This is a genomic window from Streptomyces seoulensis, assembly GCF_022846655.1.
Classification (GTDB): domain Bacteria; phylum Actinomycetota; class Actinomycetes; order Streptomycetales; family Streptomycetaceae; genus Streptomyces.
This window is the reverse complement of the sequence record NZ_AP025667.1, coordinates 1362667-1376361: the sequence shown is the minus strand read 5'-3', so window position 1 is coordinate 1376361 and position 13695 is coordinate 1362667. Positions and strand designations below refer to the sequence as shown.

Below are 13695 nucleotides of genomic sequence, written 5' to 3'. Positions count from 1 at the left end.
CCACCGGATCACCCCGGGGCCGACCGATGGAGAGGAACCCTCATGACGGACAAGCCCACGGTGGCGGTCCTGGGCCCCGGCGGGATCGGCGGACTTCTGGCCGCCCTGCTGTCCCGTTCCGGGCACCGCGTGATCTGCCTGGCGCGGGAGGCCACGGCGGACGCGCTGCGCGGTGACGGAATCCGGGTCCGCAGCGGCCGGTTCGGCGACTTCGAGGCGGCCGTGGAGGCGGACACCGAGCTGCGCGAGCCGGTCGACGCCTGCCTGATCACCGTCAAGCACACGACGCTGGACGCGGCCCTGACGCGCGTACCGCCCGCCGTGCTCGGTGACGCCCTGGTCGTACCGCTGCTGAACGGGATCGAACACCCGGCGGAGCTGCGCAGGCGCTTTGCGCCCGAGCTGGTCGCGCCCGCGACGATCCGCGTGGAGTCCACCCGCGTCCGGGCCGGTGCGGGCGAGGGCGTGGTGATCGAACACGGCAGCCCCTTCGCCGAGATCGACCTCGCGGGCGCGGCGACGGTACGCCCCCGGATCGACACCCTGGCCACCGCTCTCTCGGCGGCCGGTGTGACGACGCGGGTGGTGGACGACGAGACGGCGGCCCTCTGGGCCAAGATGGGCTTCCTCGCCCCGTTCGCCCTGCTCACCACCCGCTACGGGGTGCCGGTCGGCGAGGCCCGCACGCGGTACCGCACGGAGCTGGAGGCCCTGGTCGCCGAGACGGCGGCCGTCAGCCGCGCCTGCGGCGCCCCGGCGGACCCGGCTCAGTCGCTCGCCCGCTACGACATGTTCCCGCCGGGCGCCAAGTCCTCGATGCAACGGGACGCGGAGGCGGGCCGCGCGCTCGAACTCGACGCGATCGGCGGCGCGTTGCTGCGCGCGGCCGAGCGGCACGGGGTGCCGGTGCCGGTGACCGCGCGTCTGGTGAAGGAGCTGGGCGGCGGCGCCGGCTGAGGCCACTCGTTCGAATGAACTGCCCGGCGGAGCTCGCCACTGAAATTCGAACAGGCGTACTATTGCCGTGTGCCTGCGTCCCATGAATTCCCCAGTGACCTGCTCGCCGGGCAGGAGGAGCTGCATCAGGTCAGGGCCGAGCTGTCGGCCCTGCTGAAGCGGCTGCCCTGGTCGGTCGCCCCGCTGGACGGCTTCACCGACGACACCGGCTGGCGCAGGATCGAACGCCCCGCGTCCCCCGGCTGGACCGCCGACGAACAGGCCGAGGTGGAGAAACTCCGCCGCCGCGAACACGAACTGGCCATCTTCATCACCGGCCACCGCCACTGGACCGAGCTGACGACACCGGACCGCGTACAGGCCCGCGCGAAGCTGAAGCACGCCCACGAGGACGAGTAGGCGCCGACAGGGGGCCGCGCTCCTCGTGGCGTTGTGGACTCTTCGTGGACCCCGGACAGCGAAAACGGCCCCCCGGAATCCTCCGGAGGGCCGTCGGCAAGCCACTGGCCTGCTGATCCTCGCTGTGGGCGCGGACGGTTTCGAACCGCCGACATCCTGCTTGTAAGGCAGGCGCTCTACCCCTGAGCTACGCACCCGTGGTCCCGGCGCGTGGCCGGAACGAGTGGACAGCCTACCCTGCCTCGGGCGGTGTCCCGCAAACCCCGCAAAGGGACGGCGCCGACGGTGAACTGACCGGGCCGTGTGTTCGTCTTCAACGGGTGGGAGAATGACACCACCCAGCGCGAACCACGGCACGGGAGAGGGATGTGACGGCGACACCGGGCACGTCAGCAGCGCAGACCAACCCGCACCCGCCGTCCCCCGTGCGCGACGCCCTGACCCTGATGAGCCTCCCCGTGCTCGCCGCGCTCGCGCTCACCTCGGCGTTCGCCGGCGGCGGCACCCGGCGCTGGTTCGGCGGGCGGGCCGAGAGCCAGCGGGTCGAGGCACAGGCGGCGAAGGACGCGGCGGCGGCCGCCTTCTACGAACTCGACACCGCCCAGCGGGACCTGCGCATCTCCATCGAGACGATCGCCGCCGTCGACGACTCCCCCGCCGGCCGCCGCGCCGGAGCCGACTTCGAAGCGCTCGGCAGACGCATAGACGAGGCCAGCCAGACCTACATCCAGGCCGTCGACGCCCAGGACCTCGACCGGGACGACCTCGACGCCGCCACCGCGACCCGCGCCCGCACCGAGCTGACCGCGGCCAAGGACGAGCTGGTCCGGGTCAAGCAGGAGCTGGACCGGTTCAGCACCTCCCTCGGCCCCCTCCTCGGCAGCGCCGAGACGCAGTTGGCCCGGCTCGCCCCCGCCGTGGAGCGCGCCCGGCAGGCCCTGCTCGGCGCCAGCAACGCCCTGGACGCCGTACGGGAGAAGAACCTCCGCGCCGATGACCTCGCCGCCCGCCTCGCCGCCCTCTCCCCCGAGCTGACCAGGCTGAACCAGGGCGCCGGACAGCACGGCGTGCCGGCCACGCTGGAGCGTGCCGAGCGGGTGCAGCGGGAGGCCGGGGCGATCCGGGCGGAGGCCGAGCGGCTGCCGGAGCGCGCCGCCGAGATCGACCGCCGTCTGTCCAGCCTGGCCACCCGCGCCCAGGCCCTCACCACCCGCAGCGGCCAGGTCGAACCGGTGCTGAGCGAGCTGCGGCGCCGGTTCACGGCCGCCTGCTGGCAGGACCTGCAGCACGTGCCCGAGCAGGCCGCCGAGAACGTCCGCCAGGCCGAACGCAAGCTGACCGAGGCCCGTACCGCGCGGGAGGCCCAGCGCTGGCCGGACGCCACCTCGCTGCTGTCGACCGTACGGGCCCTGCTGAACACCACCGACGAGGCGGTCTCGGCCGCCGGTGACCGGCTGACCAGGCTGAACGCCGTCCAGAAGGACCCCCGGCAGGAGATCGAGCGGACCCGCTTCGCGCTCCGCGACGCCCAGCGGCTCGCCATGACGGGCCGCACCGCGCCCGACCCCCGGCACGCCCGCCCGCTGGACGAGGCGGTGGCCCGGCTGGACCGGGCGGTCGCCGGTCTGGAGAGCGGCCGCCACCCCGACTACTGGCACTTCCTCACCGAGACCGAGGCCGTGCGGAGCGCGGTGGGCCGGGTGGTCGCGCAGATCCGCGAGGAGCGCGGCGGCCCCGCGCACTGACCCGGTACAGGGCCGGACGGGCGAGGCGCGTGTTGCCGGTGGGGGCGGACCGGGCGGATATTGATTAGGACGGGATGGCCTCCGCCAAGCGCCCTCAGGGAGGCGACATGGCCGCACAAGCAGTGAACTCGCGCGGTGACCGGTCCCCCCGGCACCGCACCGTGCTCGACGAGCATCTGCCCGTCGACCACCGCCTGAACCTGGTCTACCGCATCGGCGCGGGCCTGATCGGACTCTTCCTGCTCGTCTTTGGCATCCTCGGCGTGGTCGGCCACATCGGCGCCTTCAACGTCGGCAGCGACACCGTGGCCGGGCTGAACACCAACGGCGCGCTGAGCGTGCTTTCCATCATCGTCGGCCTGGTGCTCCTGGTGGGCATGGTGATCGGCGGCAACTTCGCCTCGACCCTGAACATGGTCTTCGGGGTGCTGTTCATCCTGAGCGGCTTCCTGAACCTGGGCCTGCTGGACACCGAGAACAACTTCCTGGCGTTCAGGATCCAGAACGTGTTCTTCACCTTCATCGTCGGCCTGCTGCTGATGACCTTCGGCATGTACGGCCGAGTCGGCTCGGCCCTGCCGCACGACAACCCCTACTGGCGCTCCCGGCACCCCGAGGCCGAGCACGAACAGCCCGCCCTCACCACCCCGGACAAGCGCGCCGTCACCGGGCCGGACACCAAGGCCGAGTGACACCCCCGCCCCCCGGGTCCGGCGGCTAACCTGTGCGCATGCCTCGCTACGAGTACCGCTGCCGGACCTGCGGCGACACCTTCGAACTCGCCCGCCCCATGGCGGAGTTCGCCGACCCCGCCACCTGCCCCGAGGGCCACGGCGACACGGTCAAGCTCCTCTCGGCGGTCGCCGTGGGCGGCTCCTCCGCCGCCCCGGCCCCCTCGGGCGGAGGCGGCGGCTGCTGTGGAGGCGGCTGCTGCGGCTGAGCCGGGAACGGCACCGGACGACCGTCCGGTGCCGTTCTGCCGTACCTCTGCGCCTCTACGCCTGCATCTCTACGCCGGCAGGCGCGCCGGGACCACCGCGCCCCGCGCCACCCGGAGGAACTCGCGGGTGATCCGCTCCCCCGCCAGCACCCCCCGCTCGGCCACCGCGCCCACCGCCGGCGCGCTCCACCCGCTGTCGGCGAGCTCGCCGTGGCCGGGACGCCAGCCCCGGTCGGCGGCCAGCAGCAGGTCGGCGTCCAGATGCGAGTCACCGGCCGCGAGCGTCAGCTCCGCCCCCGTACGCCGGGCCACCTCGCGCACGGCGGCGCCCTTGGTGAGCGGCTGCGGAACGGCGTAGATCTTCCGGCCCTGGAGCGACACCGTCCAGCCCCGCTCCCCGGCCCACTCCGCCAGCTCGCCGACCCATCCCTCGGGCAGCAGCTCCCGCTCGACCACCAGATACGCGAACAGGTCCTCCGCCACCCGCTGCTTGCGCAGCCAGACCGGGTCGGAGGCCCGGCGCAGATGGTCGGTGATCTCCGCGAGCGGCGCGCACTCGTCGGCCAGCCGTGCCAGCACCGAGGCGTGCCAGTCCTCGTCCGTGACCCCGTCGACCAGCAGATGGCCGCCGTTGGCGCAGATCGCGTACCGGGCGGGCGGTCCCGGCAGGCTGATGCGCTCGTACTGGACGCGGGTCCGGGTGGTCGTCGGCACGAACACCGCCGCGTCCGCCAGCTCGGTCAGCAGCGCAGCCGCGGTCTCCGTCATGAAGGACAGCGGACGGGACTCGTGCACCTCCACGCACAGCAGCCGGGGGGCCCGCGCGTCCGGCATGGTGAGCGCGAGGGCGCCGGCCGAGTAGATCAGGGTGCGGTCGAGGTCGCTGGCCACCAGTACGGGCATCAGACGTTCACCGCCCGGCCGTCGGCGCCGGTGGCACCCCGGGTGTACCGGGGGTGGATCAGCCCGACGCAGGTGTACGGCAGGTCGTCGACCTCCTCCACCGGCACCCCGCGCTGTTCGGCGAGCAGCCGCACGTGGTCGAGGTCCGCGCCCGCGTCCGCCTTGGCGAGGATCTTCCACGGCACCCGGCGCAGCAGCACCCGCGTGGTCTCGCCGACGCCGGGCTTGACCAGGTTCACGTCGTGGATGCCGTACTCCTCGCTGATCCGCTCCACGGCCCGCCAGCCCTCCCAGGTGGGGGAGCGGTCCTCGGCGAGCAGTTCCTTGACGGCCGCGTCCACCTCGTCCAGCACCTGGGGGAAGCGGGCGGAGACGGCGTCGAGGAAGGCCACCGACACGTCGGTGTCCGCGAGTTCGCGGTAGAACTTCGCGCCGTGGAAGTCGTGCGGGCCGACCAGGTCGGCGCGCAGCACGGTGCGCGATATCAGGCCGGAGACCGTGGAGTTGAGGCAGGCCGAGGGTATGAGGAAGTCCTCGCGGGTGCCGTAGGTGCGCACACAGGAGCCGGGGTCGGCGAGGACGGCGATCTCCGGGTCGAAGCCGGTGACCCCCTCCGCGCGCTCGAACTCCTCGATGGCGGCTGCGAGTTCGCGGGAAATGGCACCCTTGCCGGTCCAGCCGTCCACGAACACCACATCACGCGGGTCGTGGTGGGCGGCGAGCCAGCGCAGCGCGTTGGCGTCGATGCCCCGGCCCCGGACGATCGAGACGGCGTAGTGCGGGAGTTCGACCCCGTAGCGCTGCCCGGCCCAGCGGCGCATCAGCACGCCGACGGGCGTTCCGGCGCGGGCGAGGGAGACCAGCACCGGGCGGGTGGACCGCTCGGTGAGGACCGTCTCGGTGACGACGCCGACCGCGCGGGCGATCCGGTCGGCGGAGGTGTCCAGGGCCGCGTGGAACAGCGCCTGGTAGCGCTCGCTGGGCTGGTACTCCACCGGCAGCGACTCCGCGTAGTGCGCGCCGCCGTTCTGCACGGCCTCCTCGCGCTCCTCGGTCGGCGCCTCCAGGCTGACCGCCGAGAGGTCCTGGAGCAGCCAGCCGACCTCGTCGGGCGCGTACGAGGAGAAGGCGGGGCCGCGGAGGGGCTCGGGCAGCATGGCCGGCCTTTCGGAGGGGTGGGGGGCGTGCGCGGGCACGACCGCGAGCAGGACGTGCGGGGCATGCTCCGTGAGGCGGGCCAGCAGGCCGTCCGGGGCGTGCAGACGGTCGGTGTCGGCGGCGGAGTCGACCACGGCGACCACGGTGTCGAAGCCCGCGCCGGCGACGTTGTAGGCGTACCGCTCGCCGGGGCCGTCCGCCGGGTCGTCGTGGGCGGGGAAGGCCAGGCGGGTGCGTATCGCGTAGCCGGGGTCGTCCAGGGCGAGGACGGGTGAGCGGGTGGTGGTGGAGTAGCGCACCTCGGCCGGGACGGTCCGCTCCAGCTCGGCCGCGAGCCGCAGCGGGGCGTACATCAGCTCCTCGAAGCCGAGCACGAGCACCCTGCGGGAGGCCGCGGGCAGCGCCTGGGCGATCCGGGCGGCCATGGCGGGCAGCGCCGCCTCCAGCCGGGCGCGGTGGGCGGGGGTGAAGCCGTGCCGTCCGCCGTCCGGCAGCCCGTCCGGCCAGCCCAGCCCGACCCGCGTCACCTCGCCGTGCGGTGCCGGGCCGGGCTCCGCGCCCGCGCTCTCGTGCTCCGCGACCAGCGCCTGCCCCTTCTCCAGCACGCCCTCGGGCAGCCGTACGGTCCCGGAGGCGGCCGCGACCAGGTCGACGCGGGCGCCGATCTCCTCGGCGAACCGGTCCAGCCGGGCGGTGTCCTCGGCGGAGCGCATGTCCACCAGGGCGACCACCACGTAGCGGCGCCGGGGATGGCGGGCGTGCAGCTCGCGGATGGTGTTGAGGACGGTGTTGCCGGTGGAGAACTCGTCGTCCACCAGCACCAGCGGGCCGTCCCCGGCCAGCAGCGCCGGGTCCTCGGGGAGCAGCAGGTGGGAGGTGGCGTGGGAGTGGGACTCCTCGAAGCCGCCGGCCGGGGTGACCCCGGCGACCGGACGGCGGGTGGAGTGCAGGTACGGGGCGAGGGCGAGGCCGTCCGCGACCGAGTGGCCGAGCCCGGTGGCGGTCTCCGCGTACCCGAGGACGACCGCGCGGGCCGCCTCCGCGTCGCCGAGCAGGGCGCGGACCCGGTGGCCGAGGCGGACCCCGTGGCCGTGGACCACGGCGGGCGACTGCGGGACGTGCTTGCCGAGCACCTTCGAGACCAGCAGATGGGCCCGCTTGGGGTTGCGGCGCAGCGCCATCCCCAGCAGGTCGGTCAGGTGCTCGTCGCCCTCCAGTTCGACACCGAGCCGCCGTGCGACCCAGGTGCCGGACCAGACGCCGTCGTTCACTGCGTTCTTCATACGTTCCTTGTGGGTTCGGGGGTGAGGGGGTGGCTCAGCCGGTCACGCCGGCGGCCAGCAGGTCCACGAAGCCGATGTCCTCGTTGGCCACGCCGAAGACCTCCGCGCGCAGCAGGGTCCGCTCGGCCCAGGCGCGATGGGGCTTCACTTCGTTCATCTTGTTCGTGTACGCGGACCTGAGGACGCCGCCGCCGTCGCTGTCCGGCCGGAGGATGTCCGCGGCGTCGCTGAATTCCTCGTGGCTGACCACGGACAGCGCGTGCACGGGCAGGACGTGGGAGGGATGGATGCAGGTCTTGCCGAGCAGACCGTTGGCCTGGTCCAGGGAGATCTCCCGCAGCAGGCCGTCCATGGCGTGTTCGATCAGCTTCTCGCGCAGTTCGACGGCGCGCACCTCCAGGAAGGGGCTCGCCCGTAGCTGGGGCTTGAAGACGCGCTCGGGGACCCGGAAGTACTCCCACACCGGCCCGGTCACGGTGAACCCGCTGCCGTCGGCCCGGGCCAGCATGTTGACCACGTCGGCGATCACGGAGGCCACGATCTGGACGTCGTACGCGGTCATGTCGGGGGCGCGGCGCAGCCCGTAGGAGGAGCAGAAGTCGGTGACGCCGAGGCGCAGGGCCAGCACCCGGTCGCGGTACTTGCCGACCGCGCGGGCGATGCCCTCCAGGGTCTCCACGCGGGACTCGCGGTACAGCAGCTCGGGGGATTCCAGCACCGGCATGGCGAAGAGCCGCCGGCCGCTCGCGGTCTCGGCCGCGCTCAGCGCCTCCAGGAAGGGGACGCCGCGTTCCTCGGTGAACTTGGGCAGTACGAATCCGGACAGCAGCCGGGCGCCGGCCCCGAGGCGCCGGACGAGGTCGGGGATCTGCTCGGGCGTGCGCACCCGGACGAACAGCAGCGGCGGCTCGGCGCCGGTCCGCGCGTTCAGCGCGTCCAGCTCGGCGAACTGCCGGACCAGGTTCTCCTCACCGGCGGGCACGTCCTCGTCGGCGATGGAGTCCTCCAGGCAGAGCACCATCGAGACGACGCCGTTCCCGGTCTGCTTGCCGATGTCGGCGGCGAGGCGGGGCCGGGTGGCCGGGCTGTACAGGGTGGCCCCCAGGGCCGCGGAGAGCAGCCGGGCCGGGGAGTCGGCGGTGAAGGCGCACGGCTCCTGGTGGAAGAGACGCTCCCGCGCTTCGGGGGCGATCTGCCCGAAATGACGCATAGGACTCCCTCAAGGCGCGCGCCGAGTCTGTGATTTCCGCAAAGGGTGGCCGGTAATAGTACGTAGAGACCCATGTCCGGGGTTCCCGACCGGCATGAATTTCCGGTTACCCGCCCGTGTCGGGCGGAACACCCCCCACATTGTCGTGACCAGGACCGAGAAGGCAGGATGACCGCATGACGCACGCGATGCTGAAGGGGTCGAACGTCCCGCTGGACGCCGCCACGGTACGGGCCGTGCTGCGCTGGACGCCGGGGCAGGACGTCCCGGAGGTGGACGCCTCGGCGCTGCTGCTGGACTCCGAGCGCCGGGTGCGCTCGGACGAGGACTTCGTCTTCTACAACCAGCCCCGCCACCCCTCCGGCGCGGTGTGGGGGCTCGGCAAGAAACCGGCCGCCGAGGGCCTGACCGACACCATCCAGGTGGACCTGGCCGCGGTGGAGCCCGGGGTGGACCGGGTCCTGCTGGTGGCCTCGGCCGACGACGTCCCCTTCGACCGCGTCCCGGCGCTGTGCGTGCTGCTGTACGACGCCTCGGCGACCGACGGCGAGGCGCTGGCCCGGTTCGAGGTGAAGCCGGAGACCGGCGCGGAGACGGCGCTGATCTGCGGCGAGCTGTACCGGCGCGGGGACGCCTGGAAGTTCCGCGCGCTCGGTGAGGGCTACTCCAACGGTCTGGAGGGGCTGGCCACGGACTTCGGCATCTCGGTGGACGAGGCGGAGGCGGTGGCCGAGGAGCCGCGCCGCCAGGAGTCCCTGTCGGTGCCGCTGCCCCCGGAGCAGCCCCCGGCGCTGCCGCCGCTCCCGGCCCAGCCGCCGGCCTACGGCTACCCGCAGCCCGTCTCCGCCCAGCCGCCCGCCTACGGCTATCCGCAGCCCGCCTCGGCGAGCCAGGCCACCTACGGCTACCCCCAGGCCGCCTCGACGCAGGCGCCGCCCGCCTACGGCTACCCCCAGCCGCAGCCGGTGCCCCCGGTGGCCCCGCTGGACCCGGACTTCCGGCTGCCGCCTCAGGGGCCGCAGTTCATCGGCCGCTAGCGGGCGCGGGGCACGGTCACCGGTCCGCCTTGGACTTGTACCCGCGCCCCCAGGTCAGCCCCCAGCCGTACAGCCGGTCCAGCTCGCCCTGGAAGCCGTAGACGAACTTCACCTCGCGGCGCACGAGCAGCTCGCCCTTGACGTTCTCCATCAGCACCACCGCGCACGAGCGGGCCTGCGGGTGGCGTTCGTCGAGGCCGATCTCGATGCGCGGGCCGTTGCTCGGATAGAGCGTGACCACGGCGTGGGTGCGGTCGAAGGCCGGGGTCTGGTCGTAGATGTACACGAAGACCAGCAGCCGCTTGATGGCGTCCCGGTGGTCCAGGTTCACGTACATCGTCTCGCCCGACGCCGAGCCGAACCGGTCGTCGCCGCTGAGCTTGACGTACGGCGGTGCGTTGACGTCGCCGAGATAGCCGCCGAGGGGCTGGACGACGCCCTTGGTGCCGTCGGTCAGTTCGTACAGGCAGCCGAGGTCCAGGTCGACATTGACCATGCTCTGGCCGTGCCCCTGCACTTCCGGCGGTTTCAGCGCCTTGAAGGGGTGCCGGAAGAGGCTGTCGCGCGTGGCGCCGCCGAGGTCGGAGGTGCGCATCCGCCAGGTCAGGTTGACCCGCAGGTTTCCGGTGGCCGCGCCCTGCTTGGTGAGGGACACCTGCTGGTGCCGCTTGGTCAGTTCGATCGCGTTGGACCCGGAGCTGCCCGAGTCGAAGTCGGCGGCGCGGCCGCCCAGCAGTCCGTCGAGAAAACCCATTCCCGCCCCCCTGGTTCCCTGCTCCCGTACCCGTTTCGTGAAAGCCGTCGGGGCGGCCGACCCGAGTCGGCCGCCCCGTTCGAAGCGTTCCTCGCCGGGCGGGGTGCCACACCCCGCCACGTCCCCGATCTTGCCCCTAGGGGGCGGATCGGGGCACCGGACCTGTCGCCGGTGTCAGACCCCGGACGAGATCTGGGTCTTCTCGCTCGACCCCGAGTCGCCGCCCTCTGCCGCCAGCGCGCGGTTGCGGCGCACCGAGGACCAGAAGGACCAGGCGATCAGGACGACGCCGACCAGACCGGTGACGACCTCGTTGATCTCGTACCGGATGGTGACCATGAGGATCACGGCCAGGGCGCCGATCGCGTAGTGGGCGCCGTGCTCCAGGTAGACGTAGTCGTCGAGGGTGCCCTGGCGGACCAGGTAGACGGTCAGCGAACGGACGTACATCGCGCCGATGCCGAGGCCCAGCGCCATCAGGACGATGTCGTTGGTGATGGCGAAGGCGCCGATCACCCCGTCGAAGGAGAAGGACGCGTCCAGGACTTCCAGGTACAGGAACATGAAGAACGCGGCCTGGCCGGCCAGCTTCACCGCCGAGCGTGGCTTGCCGGAGCGGGCGGCCTCCTCCTCGGCCTCGTGCTCGGCCTCCTCCTCGGCCTCCAGCTTGTCCTCGAAGTAGCCGGAGAGACCGCCGACGACCATGTACGTGATCAGTCCCGCGATGCCCGCGATCAGGACCGTCTGGGCCTTGTCGACATGGGCGCCGCCGTGCTGGTGGGCGTGGGTGGCAAAGGTGAAGGAGGTGATCAGCAGGACGATCAGAGCGATGCAGACCGACAGCATGTCGACCTTGCCGAGCTTGGCCAGCGGACGTTCGATCCAGCGCAGCCACTGGATGTCCCGGTCCTCGAAGATGAAGTCGAGGAAGATCATCAGCAGGAACATGCCACCGAACGCGGCGATCGACGGATGGGCGTCGGTGACCAGTTCCTGATAGCGGTCCTTGTTGTTCAGCGCGAGATCGACGGCCTCGATCGGACCCATCTTGGCGCTGACGGCGACGATGACGACGGGAAAGACCAGCCGCATGCCGAAGACCGCGATGAGCACGCCGACCGTGAGGAAGATCTTCTGCCAGAAGGCATTCATCTTCTTCAGGATTCCGGCGTTGACCACCGCGTTGTCGAAGGACAGCGAAATCTCGAGGATGGAAAGGATCGCCACGATGCCGAAGCCCTGCCACCCCCCGTAGAAGACCGCCGCGACCAGGCCGAGCGCGGTAACCGCGAACGACCAGCCGAAGGTTTTCAGAAGCACTGGCTACCCCATCATCTTCTGGGGGTCCCTCCCAGACGCAGTCCTGGGGAGGGTCTCCCCCGCGCCGTACCCGGCTTTACGAAACGTTGACTCCGAAGTCTAGAGCGATGCCCCGAAGTCCGGACGCGTACCCCTGTCCGACCGCACGGAACTTCCATTCGCCCTGATACCGGTAGAGCTCGCCGAAGATCATGGCCGTTTCGGTGGAGGCGTCCTCGCTGAGGTCGTAGCGGGCGAGTTCCTGGCCGTCGGCCTGGTTGACCACCCGGATGAAGGCGTTGGAGACCTGACCGAAGGACTGGCCTCGCTCGTCGGCCATATGGATCGAGACCGGGAAAATGATCTTCTCGCACTGGGGAGAGACCTGGGAAAGCTCCACCAGAATCGATTCGTCGTCGCCGTCGCCCTCACCGGTGAGGTTGTCGCCGGTGTGCTCCACCGAGCCGTCCGGACTGGTGAGCTGGTTGTAGAACACGAACCACTCGTCCCCCAGCACCCGGTTCCCGGCGCCGCACAGCAGGGCGCTGGCGTCCAGGTCGAAGGGGGCGCCGGTGGTGGAGCGGGCGTCCCAGCCGAGCCCGATCGAGACGCTGGTGAGATTCGGTGCGGCCTTGGAGAGGGAGACATTGCCCCCCTTGGCGAGCGTGACACCCATGCTGCTGATCCTCCCCTGTGATGCTTCCCTGTTCTCCTGCGCTCCCCCGAGGGGAAAGAAACCCAAGGCGCCGCCCGCGAAGACGGGGCGGCGCCGGACGACGGGTCGGTACGGCCGGTGTCAGACGTTGACGCCGAAGTCCTGGGCGATGCCGCGCAGGCCCGAGGCGTACCCCTGGCCGATGGCGCGGAACTTCCACTCCGGGCCGTTGCGGTACAGCTCGCCGAAGACCATGGCGGTCTCGGTGGAGGCGTCCTCGCTGAGGTCGTAGCGCGCCAGCTCCTGGCCGCCCGCCTGGTTGACGACGCGGATGAAGGCGTTGCGGACCTGGCCGAACGACTGCTGGCGGTTCTCGGCCTCGTAGATCGAGACCGGGAAGACGATCCGCTCCACGTCGGTCGGGACCGCGGCGAGGTCCACCTTGACCTGCTCGTCGTCGCCCTCGCCCTCACCGGTGAGGTTGTCGCCGGTGTGCTCGACCGAGCCGTCGGGGCTCTTGAGGTTGTTGAAGAAGACGAAGTGCTGGTCGCTGGCCACCTTGCCGGCGTTGTTCAGCAGCAGCGCGCTGGCATCGAGGTCGAAGTCGGTGCCGGTCGTGGTGCGCACGTCCCAGCCCAGACCGACGATGACGGCGGTCAGGCCGGGAGCCTCCTTGGTCAGCGATACGTTGCCACCCTTGCTGAGGCTGACTCCCACGGGTCCTCCATGTGGTGTCCAGGGGCCGACAGCCCCGTAGTGCATCGGATATGGGATCAACGTGCCGATCCTAGTGACGGGTTCCCGCAAACCGCGGGGCCGTTCACAGGGTGTCGAGCGCCTTCACGTAGTCGGTCAGGTCGCGGGCGTCGGGCAGGCCGTTGACCACGGTCCAGCGCACGGTGCCCGTCTTGTCGAGGATGAAGGTGCCCCGGACGGCGCACCCCTTGTCCTCGTCGAAGACGCCGTAGGCGCGGCTGACGTTGCCGTGCGGCCAGAAGTCGCTGAGCAGCGGGTACTCCAGGCCCTCCTGCTCGCCGAAGACGCGCAGGGTGTGCATGGAGTCGTTGGAGACCGCGAGCAACTGGGTGTCGCGGTCGGTGAACTGCGGAAGGTTGTCACGCAGCTCGCACAGTTCGCCGGTGCAGACACCGGTGAACGCGAAGGGGTAGAAGAGCAGCACCACGTTCTTCTCGCCCCGGAAGTCGGAGAGCCGGACGGTGCGGCCGTGGTTGTCCTTCAGTTCGAAGTCGGGGGCCTCGTCGCCGACCTGGATCGCCATCGTCCTGCATCCCTTCGCTGGCTGTACGGGTGAGCGCGGGTCACTCCCCCGGTCCCACCCTACGCAGCGATCACGC

General features: G+C 71.5%; 14 protein-coding genes and 1 tRNA gene. 6 read left to right on the top strand and 9 right to left on the bottom strand.

Annotation, left to right across the window (positions count from 1 at the left end):
- Window positions 1-42 precede the first annotated feature (42 nt).
- Together HEK131_RS06320 and HEK131_RS06315 are read left to right on the top strand one after the other, a co-directional pair.
- Window positions 43-957, top strand: coding sequence for a ketopantoate reductase family protein (locus tag HEK131_RS06320; protein ID WP_244333966.1), 915 nt, complete (start codon window positions 43-45; stop codon window positions 955-957).
- Window positions 958-1026: 69 nt separating this feature from the next.
- Window positions 1027-1356, top strand: coding sequence for a hypothetical protein (locus HEK131_RS06315; RefSeq protein ID WP_217462810.1), 330 nt, complete (start codon window positions 1027-1029; stop codon window positions 1354-1356).
- A gap of 125 nt (window positions 1357-1481) precedes the next feature.
- Here HEK131_RS06315 and HEK131_RS06310 read toward each other — a convergent pair.
- Window positions 1482-1553 (bottom strand) — tRNA-Val (locus tag HEK131_RS06310).
- 171 nt (window positions 1554-1724) lie between these two features.
- Here HEK131_RS06310 and HEK131_RS06305 point away from each other — a divergent pair.
- The 3 genes from HEK131_RS06305 to HEK131_RS06295 all read left to right on the top strand — a co-directional run bounded on the left by HEK131_RS06305 (window position 1725) and on the right by HEK131_RS06295 (window position 4041).
- The gene (locus tag HEK131_RS06305; protein ID WP_217462809.1) at window positions 1725-3101 is read left to right on the top strand and encodes a hypothetical protein; all 1377 of its coding nucleotides are present in this window, start codon (window positions 1725-1727) and stop codon (window positions 3099-3101) included.
- Window positions 3102-3208: 107 nt separating this feature from the next.
- Complete coding sequence (locus HEK131_RS06300; RefSeq protein ID WP_217462808.1) at window positions 3209-3793, top strand: DUF4383 domain-containing protein; 585 nt, start codon at window positions 3209-3211, stop codon at window positions 3791-3793.
- Window positions 3794-3831: 38 nt separating this feature from the next.
- A complete protein-coding gene (locus HEK131_RS06295) occupies window positions 3832-4041 on the top strand; it encodes an FmdB family zinc ribbon protein (RefSeq protein WP_244333964.1) in 210 nt (69 codons plus the stop codon).
- A 69-nt stretch (window positions 4042-4110) separates the two neighbouring features.
- Here the strand turns inward: HEK131_RS06295 and HEK131_RS06290 are convergent, their stop codons facing one another.
- Genes HEK131_RS06290 through HEK131_RS06280 form a run of 3 tightly spaced genes read right to left on the bottom strand, consistent with a single transcriptional unit; the run spans window position 4111 to window position 8595 of the window.
- Entirely contained in the window at window positions 4111-4944 is an 834-nt protein-coding gene (locus HEK131_RS06290) for an HAD family hydrolase (RefSeq protein ID WP_244333962.1), read from the bottom strand.
- Window positions 4944-7385: a phosphoribosyltransferase gene (locus HEK131_RS06285; protein ID WP_244333960.1), complete on the bottom strand. Its 2442-nt coding sequence runs from the start codon at window positions 7383-7385 to the stop codon at window positions 4944-4946. The genes HEK131_RS06290 and HEK131_RS06285 overlap by 1 nt, the downstream gene beginning before the upstream one ends.
- 34 nt (window positions 7386-7419) lie before the next feature.
- Window positions 7420-8595 carry an HpcH/HpaI aldolase/citrate lyase family protein gene (locus HEK131_RS06280; RefSeq protein ID WP_217462805.1) on the bottom strand — a complete coding sequence of 392 codons (1176 nt, stop codon included), beginning with the start codon at window positions 8593-8595 and terminating at the stop codon, window positions 7420-7422.
- 176 nt (window positions 8596-8771) lie between these two features.
- Between HEK131_RS06280 and HEK131_RS06275 the strand changes: the two genes are divergently transcribed.
- Complete coding sequence (locus HEK131_RS06275) at window positions 8772-9632, top strand: TerD family protein (protein WP_244333957.1); 861 nt, start codon at window positions 8772-8774, stop codon at window positions 9630-9632.
- 16 nt (window positions 9633-9648) lie between these two features.
- Here HEK131_RS06275 and HEK131_RS06270 read toward each other — a convergent pair whose 3' ends face one another.
- From HEK131_RS06270 to HEK131_RS06250, 5 genes are all read right to left on the bottom strand, one after another.
- A complete protein-coding gene (locus HEK131_RS06270; protein WP_244333954.1) occupies window positions 9649-10386 on the bottom strand; it encodes a TerD family protein in 738 nt (245 codons plus the stop codon).
- Between the two features lie 174 nt (window positions 10387-10560).
- Window positions 10561-11706 (bottom strand): DUF475 domain-containing protein, encoded by a 1146-nt coding sequence (locus HEK131_RS06265; protein WP_217462802.1) that lies wholly within the window; start codon window positions 11704-11706, stop codon window positions 10561-10563.
- A gap of 76 nt (window positions 11707-11782) precedes the next feature.
- Window positions 11783-12361: a TerD family protein gene (locus HEK131_RS06260; RefSeq protein WP_161150395.1), complete on the bottom strand. Its 579-nt coding sequence runs from the start codon at window positions 12359-12361 to the stop codon at window positions 11783-11785.
- Window positions 12362-12481: 120 nt separating this feature from the next.
- A complete protein-coding gene (locus HEK131_RS06255; RefSeq protein ID WP_217462800.1) occupies window positions 12482-13057 on the bottom strand; it encodes a TerD family protein in 576 nt (191 codons plus the stop codon).
- Window positions 13058-13160: 103 nt separating this feature from the next.
- A complete protein-coding gene (locus tag HEK131_RS06250) occupies window positions 13161-13619 on the bottom strand; it encodes a peroxiredoxin (RefSeq protein WP_217462799.1) in 459 nt (152 codons plus the stop codon).
- Between the last annotated feature and the right edge of the window lie 76 nt (window positions 13620-13695).

Excerpts from the sequence above, each read along its gene's own strand:
- HEK131_RS06320 (WP_244333966.1), top strand. The coding sequence starts at position 43 with ATGACGGACAAGCCCACGGTGGCGGTCCTGGGCCCCGGCGGGATCGGC.
- HEK131_RS06300 (WP_217462808.1), top strand. The coding sequence starts at position 3,209 with ATGGCCGCACAAGCAGTGAACTCGCGCGGTGACCGGTCCCCCCGGCAC.
- HEK131_RS06295 (WP_244333964.1), top strand. The coding sequence starts at position 3,832 with ATGCCTCGCTACGAGTACCGCTGCCGGACCTGCGGCGACACCTTCGAA.
- HEK131_RS06290 (WP_244333962.1), bottom strand. The coding sequence starts at position 4,944 with ATGCCCGTACTGGTGGCCAGCGACCTCGACCGCACCCTGATCTACTCG.
- HEK131_RS06285 (WP_244333960.1), bottom strand. The coding sequence starts at position 7,385 with ATGAAGAACGCAGTGAACGACGGCGTCTGGTCCGGCACCTGGGTCGCA.
- HEK131_RS06280 (WP_217462805.1), bottom strand. The coding sequence starts at position 8,595 with ATGCGTCATTTCGGGCAGATCGCCCCCGAAGCGCGGGAGCGTCTCTTC.
- HEK131_RS06275 (WP_244333957.1), top strand. The coding sequence starts at position 8,772 with ATGACGCACGCGATGCTGAAGGGGTCGAACGTCCCGCTGGACGCCGCC.
- HEK131_RS06270 (WP_244333954.1), bottom strand. The coding sequence starts at position 10,386 with ATGGGTTTTCTCGACGGACTGCTGGGCGGCCGCGCCGCCGACTTCGAC.
- HEK131_RS06260 (WP_161150395.1), bottom strand. The coding sequence starts at position 12,361 with ATGGGTGTCACGCTCGCCAAGGGGGGCAATGTCTCCCTCTCCAAGGCC.
- HEK131_RS06250 (WP_217462799.1), bottom strand. The coding sequence starts at position 13,619 with ATGGCGATCCAGGTCGGCGACGAGGCCCCCGACTTCGAACTGAAGGAC.